General features: G+C 65.7%; 14 protein-coding genes. 7 read left to right on the top strand and 7 right to left on the bottom strand.

Annotated elements, in window-relative coordinates:
- Window positions 1-2 precede the first annotated feature (2 nt).
- Window positions 3-1,211 (bottom strand): aspartate transaminase, encoded by a 1,209-nt coding sequence (locus QF038_RS02070; RefSeq protein ID WP_307608277.1) that lies wholly within the window; start codon window positions 1,209-1,211, stop codon window positions 3-5.
- A 248-nt stretch (window positions 1,212-1,459) separates the two neighbouring features.
- Here QF038_RS02070 and QF038_RS02065 point away from each other — a divergent pair, with 248 nt between their 5' ends.
- Both QF038_RS02065 and QF038_RS02060 read left to right on the top strand, forming a co-directional pair.
- Window positions 1,460-1,969 carry a hypothetical protein gene (locus QF038_RS02065; protein WP_307608275.1) on the top strand — a complete coding sequence of 170 codons (510 nt, stop codon included), beginning with the start codon at window positions 1,460-1,462 and terminating at the stop codon, window positions 1,967-1,969.
- Window positions 1,970-2,016: 47 nt separating this feature from the next.
- On the top strand, window positions 2,017-2,436 hold the full coding sequence (locus QF038_RS02060; protein WP_142056741.1) for a universal stress protein: 420 nt from the start codon (window positions 2,017-2,019) through the stop codon (window positions 2,434-2,436).
- 110 nt (window positions 2,437-2,546) lie between these two features.
- Here the strand turns inward: QF038_RS02060 and QF038_RS02055 are convergent, their stop codons facing one another.
- Window positions 2,547-3,185 carry a GPP34 family phosphoprotein gene (locus tag QF038_RS02055; RefSeq protein WP_307608273.1) on the bottom strand — a complete coding sequence of 213 codons (639 nt, stop codon included), beginning with the start codon at window positions 3,183-3,185 and terminating at the stop codon, window positions 2,547-2,549.
- A 144-nt stretch (window positions 3,186-3,329) separates the two neighbouring features.
- On the opposite strand from QF038_RS02055, the gene QF038_RS02050 reads away from it, so the two are divergent.
- From QF038_RS02050 to QF038_RS02030, 5 genes are read left to right on the top strand one after another with little or no spacing between them, the layout of a single operon-like run.
- Window positions 3,330-4,238 (top strand): MurR/RpiR family transcriptional regulator, encoded by a 909-nt coding sequence (locus tag QF038_RS02050; RefSeq protein ID WP_307608271.1) that lies wholly within the window; start codon window positions 3,330-3,332, stop codon window positions 4,236-4,238.
- A 26-nt stretch (window positions 4,239-4,264) separates the two neighbouring features.
- Window positions 4,265-5,236: an NAD(P)-dependent oxidoreductase gene (locus QF038_RS02045; RefSeq protein WP_307608268.1), complete on the top strand. Its 972-nt coding sequence runs from the start codon at window positions 4,265-4,267 to the stop codon at window positions 5,234-5,236.
- A 33-nt stretch (window positions 5,237-5,269) separates the two neighbouring features.
- Window positions 5,270-6,817: an aldehyde dehydrogenase gene (locus QF038_RS02040; RefSeq protein ID WP_307608265.1), complete on the top strand. Its 1,548-nt coding sequence runs from the start codon at window positions 5,270-5,272 to the stop codon at window positions 6,815-6,817.
- 37 nt (window positions 6,818-6,854) lie between these two features.
- Window positions 6,855-8,081: an amidohydrolase gene (locus QF038_RS02035; RefSeq protein WP_307608263.1), complete on the top strand. Its 1,227-nt coding sequence runs from the start codon at window positions 6,855-6,857 to the stop codon at window positions 8,079-8,081.
- Entirely contained in the window at window positions 8,078-9,475 is a 1,398-nt protein-coding gene (locus tag QF038_RS02030) for a DUF3100 domain-containing protein (protein WP_307608261.1), read from the top strand. The genes QF038_RS02035 and QF038_RS02030 overlap by 4 nt, the downstream gene beginning before the upstream one ends.
- A gap of 217 nt (window positions 9,476-9,692) precedes the next feature.
- Here QF038_RS02030 and QF038_RS02025 read toward each other — a convergent pair whose 3' ends face one another.
- From QF038_RS02025 to QF038_RS02005, 5 genes are all read right to left on the bottom strand, one after another.
- Window positions 9,693-9,845: a hypothetical protein gene (locus QF038_RS02025; RefSeq protein WP_167344656.1), complete on the bottom strand. Its 153-nt coding sequence runs from the start codon at window positions 9,843-9,845 to the stop codon at window positions 9,693-9,695.
- A gap of 39 nt (window positions 9,846-9,884) precedes the next feature.
- Window positions 9,885-10,121 carry a hypothetical protein gene (locus QF038_RS02020; protein WP_307608256.1) on the bottom strand — a complete coding sequence of 79 codons (237 nt, stop codon included), beginning with the start codon at window positions 10,119-10,121 and terminating at the stop codon, window positions 9,885-9,887.
- 109 nt (window positions 10,122-10,230) lie between these two features.
- Window positions 10,231-10,449, bottom strand: a complete 219-nt coding sequence (locus QF038_RS02015; RefSeq protein ID WP_307608254.1) for a hypothetical protein — start codon at window positions 10,447-10,449, stop codon at window positions 10,231-10,233.
- Between the two features lie 5 nt (window positions 10,450-10,454).
- Entirely contained in the window at window positions 10,455-11,924 is a 1,470-nt protein-coding gene (cycA, locus tag QF038_RS02010) for a D-serine/D-alanine/glycine transporter (RefSeq protein ID WP_307608251.1), read from the bottom strand.
- Window positions 11,914-12,750 (bottom strand): methylenetetrahydrofolate reductase, encoded by an 837-nt coding sequence (locus QF038_RS02005; RefSeq protein WP_307608250.1) that lies wholly within the window; start codon window positions 12,748-12,750, stop codon window positions 11,914-11,916. Before QF038_RS02005 ends, cycA begins: the two co-directional genes overlap by 11 nt.
- Window positions 12,751-12,803 lie beyond the last annotated feature (53 nt).

The raw sequence follows: 12,803 nt of genomic DNA, 5'->3' as shown, positions 1-12,803 counted from the left end.
GGTCAGTTGAGGGCCTGGACGGCCTTGTCGATGGCAGCGATGGACTCTTCGATGACGTCCAGGCTGGTGGCGTAGGAGATGCGGAAGTACGGGCCCAGGCCATAGGCCGATCCCTGGATGACCGCCACGGAGGCGGCTTCAAGAAGGTAGAGGGTGAAGTCCTGGTCGTCGCGGATGACAGTTCCATCCGGAGCTGCCTTGCCAATAACCCCCGCACAGTTGACGTAGGCGTAGAAGGCGCCTTCCGGCGTCGTGCATGACAAACCGTCGACGGCGTTCAGGGCGGCCACTGCCTTATCCCGCCGCTTGCGGTACACCTCGAGGCTGTCCCGGACGAATCGCTGGTCGCCGGTGAGGGCCGCGGCGGCGGCGGCCTGGCTCACGGAGGAGGGGCAGGACGAGATCTGGGACTGCAGCTTGTTGATGGCGGCGATCACCGGAGCCGGCCCGGCAGCGTACCCCAACCGCCAGCCGGTCATGGCGTAGGCCTTGGACACACCGTTGACCGCGAGGATGCGGTCCTTCAGTTCAGGGGCCACTTCCACCAGGCTGGTGAGTTTCCCCTCGCCGAAGTAGATCTGGTCGTAAATCTCGTCGGTGAGGACGTAAACGTGCGGGAAGCCGGCCAGGACATCGGCGAGCGCCCGCAGTTCAGCAGGAGAGTAGACGGCGCCGGTGGGGTTGGACGGCGCGTTGAGGATGACCCATTTGGTGCGCCCGGTCAGGGCACCGGCCAGGGCTTCGGGCGTGAGCTTGAAGCCAACATCCTCGCCGCAGGGAACCACCACCGGGATGCCGTCATTGGCCAGCACCATGTCCGGATAAGAAACCCAGTAGGGGGCGGGGACGATCACTTCGTCGCCGGCGTCAAGGGAGGCCATAAACGCGGTGAAGATGACCTGTTTCGCGCCGCCACCGATGGTGATCTCGGCCGGGGTGTACTGAAGGCCGGTCCGCTGCGCCAGGCTCTGGAGGATGGCTTGCTGAAGGGCAGGAGTGCCGGTGACGGACGTGTATTTGGTTTCGCCGCGGCTAATGGCCTCGACTGCGGCTGCCTTGATGTGCTCCGGGGTATCGAAGTCCGGCTCGCCAACTGTGAGGTCGAGGATGCGGCGCCCTTCCGCCTTAAGCTCACGCACACGGGCGGCGGCGGCCACGCTTGCGGAAGACTTGATACGGGACACCCGCGATGCAGGGACAAATTCAGGCATGGTCTTTTCCTAGGGAGTCAGGAGCGAGCGGTACTCGTTTCTTCGACACTAGGGAAATCCGGCGGGTATGGATAAGACCAATACTGCGTGGACGGATAAGCGTCCCTTATGGCTGGCAAGCCCACAGTTTTCCGTTATGGGTCCACTCATAATTGGTATCTCCGCCATGCATCCGTTACTGCCTAGCCTCGACGGTGACCCATCCGGGTAAGTGGTCCATCCGGCAATATTCCAACCGAGGAGTGATCTTGGCCGTTACGCACTATGGCGACGCCGGCTACTACCGCTACCGCGGAACGCCCAGGCCGGACAAGGCGGCCCCTCAGGCGGAGGAGATCCGCACACTGCTGAAGGCGAACCGGCAGCGGCTTGCCTTCAACGCCAGCAGCATCCGCCCCGTGTCCGCCCGGCTGAACCAGCACGTTGCGCAGGCGCTCCGGGACGGTATCAAGGTCACCCGACTGGCCCAAACTGCCGGCCTTTCCCGTTGGACCATCCGGACCATCGGCCTGACGTATAACGACCTGCTTCCCTCAGACCAACCCGCCGGGCAGCAGCTCAAGGTCATCGCAAGCCTGAAGTCCGAGCTCGCTGAGCTGGAGGAATCCAGGGCAGCACTCGAAGAACAGCGCCTGACCCTCCTGGCCGCGGCACGCCGGCTCGGCGCGATGGACGACTTCGAACTGGCCGCCCTCAGCGGACTCCAAAGCGACGCCATCCGCAAAATGACATGGGGGCAACCGGTCCACGTTCTCTAGACTGGCATCTGAACGCCAAGTAACGGATACCAGTAAAGGAGCAATGCATGAGTGACGTAGTTGTTGTAGGCGTGGACGGCAGCGAGTCCGCCAAGAAGGCTGCGGAGGCCGCGCGCGACCTTGCGGCGTCGCTGGGAGCTTCACTGCACGTGGTGACAGCATTCGAGACCGAGAGCGCCGAAACCTTCGGCGTCGGGTCGGACAAGGTGCGGATCTCGAATGCGGACGCTGCCGAGATGGTTGCGAACTCGCTCTCCAACTCCGGGCAAGTGTCCATCACCCACTCGGCCGCCCGCGGCAAGCCGGCCGACGCCCTGATCAAGGAAGCCATCCGCCTGGACGCGAAGGTCATCGTGGTGGGAAACCGCAGGATGCGCGGCATCGGCCGGCTCCTGGGCAGCGTGGCCAACAGCGTGGCGCACAACGCCCCCTGCGACGTCTACATCGCCAACACCTACGACGACTGACGGCGCACTTTACATAAAAACAAAAGCAAAGCGGACGACGGCGGGAACCTCCCGCCGTCGTCCGCTTGCGTTTAAGGCACGCTCCCGGGAGCGCGCTGCCGCAAAGACTGCTAGGTGGCCGCCTCCGCCTCCGCCAGCACGATCATCCGGATTTCCTCCGCGACCGCGTGGGAGGGCCAGTGGCTGTTGGCTATGTCCCTGCCCCGGTGATGATCAGCATCGGCAAAGAGCTTCTCCAGCAGCCCCGTCACGTGCAGCAGACCGATCAAGGCCGTAATCCGCGCGTCGGCTGTTCCGCCTCCCAGCCCGGCCTGAATGTCCTTGAGGAGCGCCGCCTTCGGGGCATGGTCCTGCTCCGGATACCGCGTAATCCTGAACAGTCCCAGGCGCTTTTCGCCGACGTGCCTCACCACGCCCTGCTCCGCCAGCTCCTCGTAAATCCGATGCACCTCGGCACGGCTTTCCAGGATTGAAACCCAGCGATGGGGAGTGTGCGGCCTGGATTTATGCCGGATGAGCTCCAGGTGGTGCTGAACCTCGGCGGGCACAGGGGCGCCAGTGACTCCGACGTGCTTGCCCTGCAGTTCGATGGCACCGAGCAGATCCAGCTCCGCCAGTATTGCCCCGGCCACACCCGCCTGTAGAACGGGCTGGGTGATTTCTGCCCCGCCATCGGCATCGTTGGTTGCCAGAAGGAGGAACGCCTGGGAAAGGCTCAGCTCCCAGGCCTTGGGAGATTCAGCATCCATACCACTATGGTCCCGCGGGAAGCGGGTCACCACAACGAGGATTTACATCCGGGTAACGCAAACCACTGGAAGCAAGCGAAATTGCAGAGTACATTTAATGCAATCGAACTTGCAGAGTGATCTGCGTTACAGAACAGGTCTTCCTTGAACACGAACACTGCAGAAGCGGAAGCCCCCGCGATTGACGCCAACGCCAGCACCGGTGCCGGGGACAGCTCCCAGGCATGGCTCGGCGACGCGATCCCGGATGTTCCGCTCACCAAGGCGCAAAGCCGGGTAGTGGAGGTCATCACGCGGAATCCGCAGCTCTCCTCCTACGCGGACATCGCGGAAATCGCGCAGCGCGCCGATGTCAACAACTCCACTGTGGTCCGCGCCGCCCAGCACCTTGGCTACCGCGGCTGGCCGGACCTGCAGCGGGAACTCCGCTCGCGCTACCTCGTGATGATTTCCACGGAGGACACCCTCACCGAGCACGGCGAACACCGCAGTCCCCTGCACGACGCACTGAACCACGACATTGAAAACCTCCGGCTGACCCTCGAATCAAATACGGCAGACGAAGCAGAGGCCGCTATCGCGGCGATGGCCGCTGCCAAGTCCATCACCGTCGTCGGGATTGGCTCCTTCGCCGGCCCCGCAAGCGTGATGGCCCACCTCGGCTCCACGATGGGGTATCCCATCTCGCTGGAAAACCGCGGTGGTGTCCACCTGGCTTCAAGCACGAACACCCTTGGCACGGGAGACGTGCTGGTGGTGATCAACATGTGGCGTTCCGTCCGGCAGGTCATCGTGGCCGCCGAAGCAGCCAAAGCTGCCGGTGCCACGGTCATCGCCATCAGCGATATGCGGCGCGGCCGCCTCGCAGCCGCCGCCGACCACCTGCTGGTGGTGGCCTCGGAGGGCATCTCCTTCTTCCAGTCGGTCACAGCCGCGAACTCGCTGGTCTACGGGTTGCTCGCCGGCATGGAGGCAGCCCACCCCGATCGCAGCCGGACCGCCATCCGCCGCACCCAGCAGCTGTGGAAAGACCTCGACATCTACCTCGACTGACCGCAATACATCACAGGAGCACCTCCATGAATGACCAGAACACCCGCCGGATTGCCGTCATAGGACTCGGCGCCATGGGCGGAGCAATGGCCGCCACCCTCCACAAAGCCGGCTGGGACGTCACCGGCTTCGACCCCTCCGGCGAGGCACGTACTGCTGCGGAACGAACCGGCATCAAAACCATTGCCAACCTCGCGGATGCCGCCGGGACGCCCTACGCAGTGCTGTCATTGCCCGCGGCCAGCATCGTGGAAACCACCGTGCCCCAGCTCCTCAAAGCGCCGGGCACCGTGGCGATCATCGATACCACCACCTCCGAACCGGGCACCAGTAAAAACATGGCCGAGCTTGCCCAGGCCCAGGGAGCGGCCTTCGTGGACGCACCCGTCTCGGGGGGCCGCGACGGCGCAGCAACCGGTTCGTTGAGCGCTTTCGTCGGCGCCACGGACGAGGCCCTCGCTGCCGCCGAACCCGTCCTCCAGGCATTAACGGGCGGGAAGTACAGCCACATCGGCGGCCCCGGCAGCGGCAATGTGGTCAAACTCCTCAACAACGTGCTCGCGGCCGCCAACCTCGTCTCGGTGGGTGAAGCACTGGGTGTTGCCAAGGCCTACGGCATCGACCCCGCCACCGCCGCGGCCAGCATCAGCAACGCGTCCGGCGGCAGCAAGGTCTCCGCCAACATGTACCCCAACTGGGTGCTCAGCGGCACGCACGATTCCGGTTTTTCGCTGGGCCTGATGGCCCGTGATGCCGCCCTCGCGGTCGATGTCGCCGCCCAGATCGGCGAAAAGCCCGCGCTCCTGGCCGCCGTGGCCAGCCAGTGGCAGGATGCCCTGGTCGCGCTCGGCCCGAAGGCGGATTTCACCGAGATCGCCCGGACCGTGGCCCCGGCCATCACCCCCGCCGGAGCACCAGGCACCACATCAAGCACCGAACCAATCGCGGCACCCGGCACCAAACCAGGCACACCGGCCGGCACCTCCGCCGTCGCCTAATACCCAAACCCCAGCCCCCAAAGGAACACCACATTGAGCGTCACTACAGCACCAACTTCCTCCTCGGCAGCCACCGCTAAAACCGTCCTGGACGCGGCCTTCCCGGCCGGCCTCGGCGCCTTCGTCAACGGCACGGTGGTGACCGGCAGCGGCGAAGCCATCACCCTCACCGCTGCTGCCACCGGCGAAGCCTTCGCCACCTACGCGGACCCCGGCGCCGAGGGCGCCAACGCCATCCTGGAAAGTTCGACGGCGGGCGCCAAGGTTTGGGGCGCGATGAACGGCTTCGAACGCGCCGCCGTCCTCCGCAACGTCAGCCGGGCCGTGGAACAGCACGGGGAGGAACTCGCCATCCTCGAATCCGCCACCACGGGCAAGCCCATCCGCGACACACGCGCCGAAGCCGTCAAGGTGGCGGAAATGTTCGGCTACTACGCCGGCTGGGCGGACAAGCTGACCGGCCAGACCATCCCGGTCCCGGGCAACTGGCACACCTACACTGAACGCGTCCCGTGGGGCGTCGTCGTCGCCATCACGCCGTGGAACGCTCCCCTGTTCACGGCCGGCTGGAACTCCGCAGCCCCGCTCGCGGCCGGGAACGCCGTGATCATCAAGCCCAGCGAATTCACCCCGGCATCATCGGTCCGGCTGGCCCAGCTCGCGCACGAAGCCGGACTGCCGGCAGGCGTCTTTAACGTGGCCGCCGGGCTCGGCCAGACCGTCGGCGCAGCCCTCACCACGGACCCGCGCGTGGGCAAAGTCAGCTTCATCGGTTCGGTCCCTACCGGCCGCCGCGTTGCCGTGGCTGCAGCCCACGCCGGGATTCCCGCCCTGCTGGAGCTCGGTGGCAAGAGCGCCAACATCGTCTTCGCGGACGCGGACCTGGACCGTGCTGCGGACGGCGCCATCTCGGCCATCTTCTCCGGTGCGGGCCAGTCCTGCGTGGCCGGATCGCGCCTGCTTGTGGAGCGCAGCGTGCACGCACAGTTCGTGGAGCTGGTGGCCGCCAGGGCCGCACGCCTCCGGGTGGGCGACCCGCTCAGCGCCGACACCGAGGTGGGCCCCATCATCACCGCCCAGCAGTTCGCCACCGTCACCACGCTCATCGAAGCGGGCATGAACGACGGCGGCCGCCGGGTCACAGAGGCAGCGTTGCCGGAGTCCCTGGCCGGGTCCGCCCTGGCCGGCGGGCACTGGGTGATGCCCACCCTGCTGGACGGCGTCACACCGGCCAACCGGCTGGAGACCACCGAAGTCTTCGGCCCCGTAGTGGGCGCCGACGCCTTCGACACCGAAGCCGAAGCCATCGCCCGGGCCAACAACACCGACTTCGGCCTGGCCGGTGCCGTCTGGACCTCCGACGTGTCCCGTGGCCACCATATGGCCCGCGAGGTGAAGGCCGGCACGTTTTGGATCAACTCGTACAAGACCATCCACGTGGCGGTTCCGTTCGGCGGCTTCGGCGATTCCGGCCACGGCCGCTCCTCCGGCCCCGGCGTGCTGGACGAATACACGCAGACGAAGGCCATCTGGGTGCCCACCCGCGCGGCCGGGTCTCCTTTCCCGTCCCTGTCCTACTAACCCGCCCTGAAACGCCGCACCCCAAAGGAAGATGCCCATGGAACTGACCAACCCATCCCCCGCCCCGGCGGCCCTTCGCGGCGCCCTGGCAGACGGCGTCGACCACTGGAAACCGCGCGTCCAGGCATTGGCGCAGGAAATCCACGCATTCAGGGAGATCTCTTTCGAGGAGGTCCGCTCCGCCCACGCGATTGCCGCCCTGCTGGAGGAAGCCGGCTTCGAGGTGGAGCGCGGCACGGCCGGCCTGCCCACCGCCTTCTCGGCGAGCGCGGGAAGTGGTGAACTGACGGTGGCGCTCTGTGTTGAGTACGACGCGCTTCCGGACATCGGCCACGCCTGCGGGCACAACCTGATCGCCGGCGCCTCGGTGGCCGCCGCCCTCGCCCTCCTCCCTTTGATGGACGAGCTCGGCATCACGCTGAAGGCCATCGGCACCCCCGCCGAGGAGCATGGCGGCGGCAAGGCGCTGATGCTGGAACGCGGAGCGTTCGACGGCGTCGGGCTGGCTTTGATGGTCCACCCCGTCCAGGACGGGCTCACCTACAACCCCACCGGCACCAGCGCGCAGGCGGTGGGCCGGTACCAGGCAACGTTCACGGGTAAAGCGGCGCATGCGGCGGCGGCCCCGCACCAGGGCGTCAATGCCGCCGATGCGGCGGTACTGAGCCAGGTGGCCATCGGCCTGCTGCGCCAGCAGATCCCCAGCGACCACCGCGTTGCCTGCTTTGTGGCCGAGGCCGGGCACGTCACCAACATCATTCCGGAAAAGGCGGTGGTCCAGTTCGAATGCCGGGCCTTCACCCTGCCCGAGTACGAGGCCCTGCACCAGCGGGTCCGGAACTGCTTCGAAGGCGCCGCGCTGGCCACGGGAACAACCCTGGTCATCGAGGAAGCGGAGCCCCTGTACGAACCACTGCTCCAGGATGACGCCCTCGCAGCGCACTGGACCGACGCGATGGATGCATTCGGCAAGGACACGTCGCGGTCCTCCGGCCTCAGCGGCGGCTCCACCGACATGGGCAACATCTCCCAGGTCATCCCGTCCCTGCACCCGTGGCTCAGCATCCCGGGTGCGGACGTCCCCATCCACTCGCACGCGTTTGCCGCACTTGCGGACACTCCCGAGGCGTACGGCGTGATGTTCGAGGCAGCCGTTGCGCTGGCCTGGACTGCCGCGGCCGCCGCCTCCACCCCCTCCGAACGGGACCGCTTCATCAAAGCTGCGTACCGCCGTCGTACTTTCACGCAGGAAGGCACATCATGAGCACCACCAAAACAGCCCGGATTGATAAGGCCGGGACCAAACTGACCATCCCGATCGCCGCCCTGGCCCTGGTGATCGCCGTGGCGGTCCAGTTCATCGGGCAGGTGAAGATCGATGTGGGAATCGGCTCCATCATCATCTTCCCCATGGTGTGGGGCCTCATCCTGGGCCTGCTGGTCTCGATCCAGAAGTTCAAGCCCCTGGGCATCGACCTCCAGCGGGTGGCGGCGGCCCTGGTGGGCGTGGCCGTACTGCTGCTGGTGGCCCGGCTGGCGTTCAACATCGGTCCGAGCCTGCCCACCCTGCTCAAGGCAGGACCCGCGCTGCTGCTCCAGGAGGTGGGCCACCTGCTCGGCACCATCGTGCTGGCGCTCCCCCTGGCGGTGCTGCTGAGGATGGGCAAGGCAACGGTGGGCGCCACGTTCTCGCTGGACCGCGAGCCCTCCTTCGCCATGGTGTCTGAGAAGTACGGGCCGGATTCGGACCAGTACCGCGGCGTGCTGGCCATGTACGTGTTCGGTACGCTGTTCGGCGCCGTTTACATCACGCTCCTCACCTCGCTCGTGGCCAACTGGAAGATCTTCGATCCGCTGGCCCTGGCGATGGGCGCCGGCGTGGGGTCCGGCTCCATGATGGCGGCGTCCGCCGCGAGCATCGTTGCGGGCTACCCGGCGGACCAGGAAGCCGTCCTGGGCATGGCCGCCGTGTCCAACCTGATCACCACGGTCCTGGGCGTCTATGTGGGCATCTACATCGCCCTGCCGCTGGCCGACCGATTCTACAAACTCCTCACCCGTAAGCAGACAGCCCGGGAAGAAGCAGCCGTAACAGCCGGTGCACCCGCCGGCGCTTCCGCCGGTGCACCTGCCGCACGAACTGCTGCCGACGTGGACCGCGAGGCCGCCCAGGCGGAGGAAAACCGGCGGTTCCGCGAACGCGTGGCCGAGTCCGCGGCAGCCATGAAACTGCCGCTCTGGCTGTCCCTCTCGGTCCTCACGGTCCTGGGCATCGCCACGGCATCAGTGGCGGCGAAGGGCTTCAGCCTCACCATCGTGGGCGGCTATGCGGTCATGCTGGCTTTGGTTCTGGTCAGCATCGCGCTGGCGAAGGCCACCCGGAAGATCTCGGCCATCGTTTTCATCACGACCATTGGCGCCTACATTTCCAGCCCGTGGTTCTTCGCGGCGGAACCGCTGAATGCCGCGGTCAAAACCGTGGACTTCCTGTCCATCGCCACCGTGATGCTGACCCTCGCGGGCCTGTCGCTCGGCAAGGACATCCCGCTGCTGAAAAACATCGGCTGGAAGATCATCCCCGTGGGCCTGGTGGCCATCACGGCGTCTTTCCTGCTCTCCACGGTGATTGCGGAATTCGCCCTCGGCCTCTGGCACTGACTCATCCCCCCAGAGTTTTTGTCCAGATATGCAGGGCTGGGAAGCCCATAAGTCCGCATATCTGGACGAAAACTCGGGGACAAGTGCGGGCCACCTGGATCACTGGTATTGCTCCCGCGCCCGAAAGTTCAAGGAGCCATGCGCCCAACACGGCCAGCGCACTAATCCAGGTTGTTCCCTGCCGTTTCAGGCCCGCACGGTCTCTAGCCGGGAAGGATCACACGCTGGTTCGGCGCTTCAGCCAGCCCCACACAGCGGTGGCCACAAACAGAATCAGGCCGATGAACGCCAGCCACAGCAGGCCCTTGATCACGAAGCCCAGGATTGACAGAACAAGCCAGATGATCAGCAGTGTGATGATAAGTCCCATGGGGGAAGCTTAGGCCAATCCCGGGCCGCGCATGCGGCACTAGGTCGAGGCGTCCCGCTCAATTTCCTCGGCAAGGTCGTCCACCGCTTCGGGGCGCAGGTTGATTCCCGCCTCATCGAAGCGTTCCTCCAGCACGTGGCTTACGTCGTCCTGCACGTGGCCCAGCCGGATCTCGTCCTTGACCTCTTCGGCAATGCTTTCCGCGGTCTCCACGGCGTCAACCTCCTCCGCGCTGTCGTCGTCAAAAGGGGCACCGGTATCAGCTGCGTCAGTCATACTTCATCGTTGCGGGTCCGCGGCGGGCGGTCAATGACGGGAACGGCGAAAAAGGCAAAGCGGACGACGGCGGGGCCTCCCGCCGTCGTCCGCTTCCGTTGTCCGGGGCCTACCCTGCGATCTCCACCTTGACGAAGTCATCCCGGTGGAACATCCGCCGCTCGGCCCAGCCGTCCATCACCACCCAGATGATGGAGCCGTCAGGTGTGGTCCCGTCCACCACGCCGCAGCCGAGAAGCTGGCCGTCGCGGGAAAGCCGCACCCACTGCCCGGGCGGCAGAGCATTCCAGGAGACGCGCCGCCAGCTGTGCGGTTCGCTAAGTTTCATTGCGCCTACCGCCGGATGACGTCCCGGCCAATGGAGGACGCCTCGGTATCCAGGTCCTGGGCAAGCTCGGACTTGAACGTCTCGTAGCGGGCCAGGTGTGCGGGCCGGCGTCGCAGCACCAGCCATGCGGCGCCGAGCACAAGGAACCAGACCGGTGTGACCAGCAGCGCCAGCAGGGTGTCCGGCTGCGTGGTCAGGGCCCAGAGGACGAAGGCGAAGAACGCGAACACTATCCACACCATCGGGATCCCGCCGGGCATGCGGTACTTGGACGCCTCGTGCAGGTGGGCCCGGCGGCGGCGGAACGCGAGGTAGCTTGCCAGGATGATGGACCAGACGAACACGAAGCAGACGGCGGACACGGTGGTCACCATTTCGAAGGCCTTGCCGATGTCCTGGCCCGCGTACATCAGCACCACGCCGGAGAGCAGCAGCACGCAGGAGAGGAACAGGGCGTTCTGCGGGACTTTGCGGGTGGACAGGTGGCGGAACACCGACGGCGCGTCCCCTTCCTGCGCCAGGCCGTACACCATGCGGGAGGTGGAGTAGATGCCGGAGTTGGCCGAGGACATGGCCGAGCTGAGCACCACCAGGTTCACCACAGTGGCGGCGGCACCAAGGCCGGCCAGGGAGAACATGCCGATGAACGGGCTGTGGCCTGCCTGGAACTGGGTCCACGGGGTGACGGCCATCAGGATGATCAGGGCGCCCACGTAGAACAGGAGCACGCGGATCGGGATGGAATTGATGGCCTTGGGCAGGTTCTTCTCGGGATCCTTCGCCTCGGCGGCAGTGGTGCCCACCAGCTCAATGCCCACAAACGCGAACACCGCAATCTGGAAGCCGGCCACAAAACCCATGAACTCGTTGGGGAACATCCCGCCGTGGCTCCACAGGTTCGTAAAGGTGGCAGGGCCGGCGTCGGACTGGAAACCGGTGAAGATCATAAACAGGCCCACGATGATGAGCGCCGCGATGGCGATGATCTTGATCAGGGCGAACCAGAACTCAGTCTCGCCGAACGCCTTGACCGTGACGAGGTTCAGGAACAGGAGGATGGCCACGGTGGCCAGGCCCGGGATCCACAGCGGCAGTCCCGGCCACAGTTCCTTGGAGTAGCCGGCGATCGCGATCACGTCCGCGATTCCGGTGATTACCCAGCAGAACCAGTAGGTCCAGCCGGTAAAGAAGCCCGCCCAGGGGCCCAGCAGGTCCGCGGCGAAGTCGCTGAAGGATTTGTAGTTCAGGTTGCTGAGCAGCAGTTCGCCCATGGCCCGCATCACGAAGAACAGCATGAAGCCGATGATCATGTAGACGAAAATGACGGACGGCCCTGCCGCGGAGATGGTTTTGCCCGAGCCCATGAACAGGCCGGTGCCGATCGCGCCGCCAATGGCGATCAGCTGGATGTGCCGGTTGGTAAGCTGCCGCTCCAGGTGCGGTTCCTGGTGGGAAATCGGAGGTTTAGTGCTCACGTGCTGCTCCTCGAATCATCGTTGGTTGAAGTGCTGCGGTAGTGGATGTGTGCTCCGGTCCGGCTGGGACCGAGTCAAGGCTGTTGAAGCTGTAGAGGTGGATGCCGGCGATGCTGCCCGGCTGGCTTTCGAGGCCAGCGATGAGGCTGTCCGGCGAGTAGCGGTCGCCGCTGAGGAGTTTGCGGGCCAGCGGGCCCTTGCGGCTGAGGAATTTCAGGGAGCTTCCGACGCCGATCTGCGCGGCGAGTGCCACCAGCTTGGTCCGCGGGACGGTCCCGGCCACACCCGCCCATACGGGCAAACGGACGCCTTCGCGGCGCAGGAGCGCCGCATAGTCCTGGATTTTTCCCGCGGAGAAGCACATCTGGGTGACCACGTGCGAGGCCAGGTGCTGCTTGGCCAGCAACCCATCCAGCAGATCCACCGGGCTCACCCCAGGGTGGCCCTCAGGGTACCCCGCCACGCCCGCCCGCATGGTGCCGCCGGTGTACTGCGCGATGTCTTCGAGGACCGGAAGCGCCGAGCCGTAGACGCCGGCGGCCTCCTTCCGGTCTCCCCCAATAACGAAGACTTCGCGGATACCCGCTGCCTCGCAGCCGCGGACAATCTCCGTGAGCCCAGCCCGGCTGCTGATGCTCCGGGCGGCGAGGTGCGGCACCACGTTGTAGCCGGCGTCGCTCAGCTCCACGGCGGTGCGCAGCGTCCGCTCGATGCCGTGATGCGGCAGGCAGGTCACACTGAGTGTGGTGGTCGCTGGCACCAGAGCCTGCACCTGCTCCACGATTCCCTGGGCAGGGATGATTTCGATTCTAACGGGGAACATCATTGGTCCTGTCTATGCATCAGGTCTTGGGGTCAGTTCCGTTTAGCCGCCGGCAC

It is taken from the genome of Pseudarthrobacter sp. W1I19 (assembly GCF_030817835.1).
Taxonomy (GTDB): Bacteria; Actinomycetota; Actinomycetes; order Actinomycetales; family Micrococcaceae; genus Arthrobacter.
This window is presented reverse-complemented; position numbering and strand designations above follow the sequence as displayed.

Bases quoted from the DNA above. Each gene is read 5' to 3' on its own strand.
- QF038_RS02015 (WP_307608254.1), bottom strand. From the start codon at position 10,449: ATGAAACTTAGCGAACCGCACAGCTGGCGGCGCGTCTCCTGGAATGCT.
- QF038_RS02070 (WP_307608277.1), bottom strand. From the start codon at position 1,211: ATGCCTGAATTTGTCCCTGCATCGCGGGTGTCCCGTATCAAGTCTTCC.
- QF038_RS02035 (WP_307608263.1), top strand. From the start codon at position 6,855: ATGGAACTGACCAACCCATCCCCCGCCCCGGCGGCCCTTCGCGGCGCC.
- QF038_RS02020 (WP_307608256.1), bottom strand. From the start codon at position 10,121: ATGACTGACGCAGCTGATACCGGTGCCCCTTTTGACGACGACAGCGCG.
- QF038_RS02030 (WP_307608261.1), top strand. From the start codon at position 8,078: ATGAGCACCACCAAAACAGCCCGGATTGATAAGGCCGGGACCAAACTG.
- QF038_RS02060 (WP_142056741.1), top strand. From the start codon at position 2,017: ATGAGTGACGTAGTTGTTGTAGGCGTGGACGGCAGCGAGTCCGCCAAG.
- QF038_RS02005 (WP_307608250.1), bottom strand. From the start codon at position 12,750: ATGATGTTCCCCGTTAGAATCGAAATCATCCCTGCCCAGGGAATCGTG.
- QF038_RS02045 (WP_307608268.1), top strand. From the start codon at position 4,265: ATGAATGACCAGAACACCCGCCGGATTGCCGTCATAGGACTCGGCGCC.
- QF038_RS02025 (WP_167344656.1), bottom strand. From the start codon at position 9,845: ATGGGACTTATCATCACACTGCTGATCATCTGGCTTGTTCTGTCAATC.
- QF038_RS02055 (WP_307608273.1), bottom strand. From the start codon at position 3,185: ATGGATGCTGAATCTCCCAAGGCCTGGGAGCTGAGCCTTTCCCAGGCG.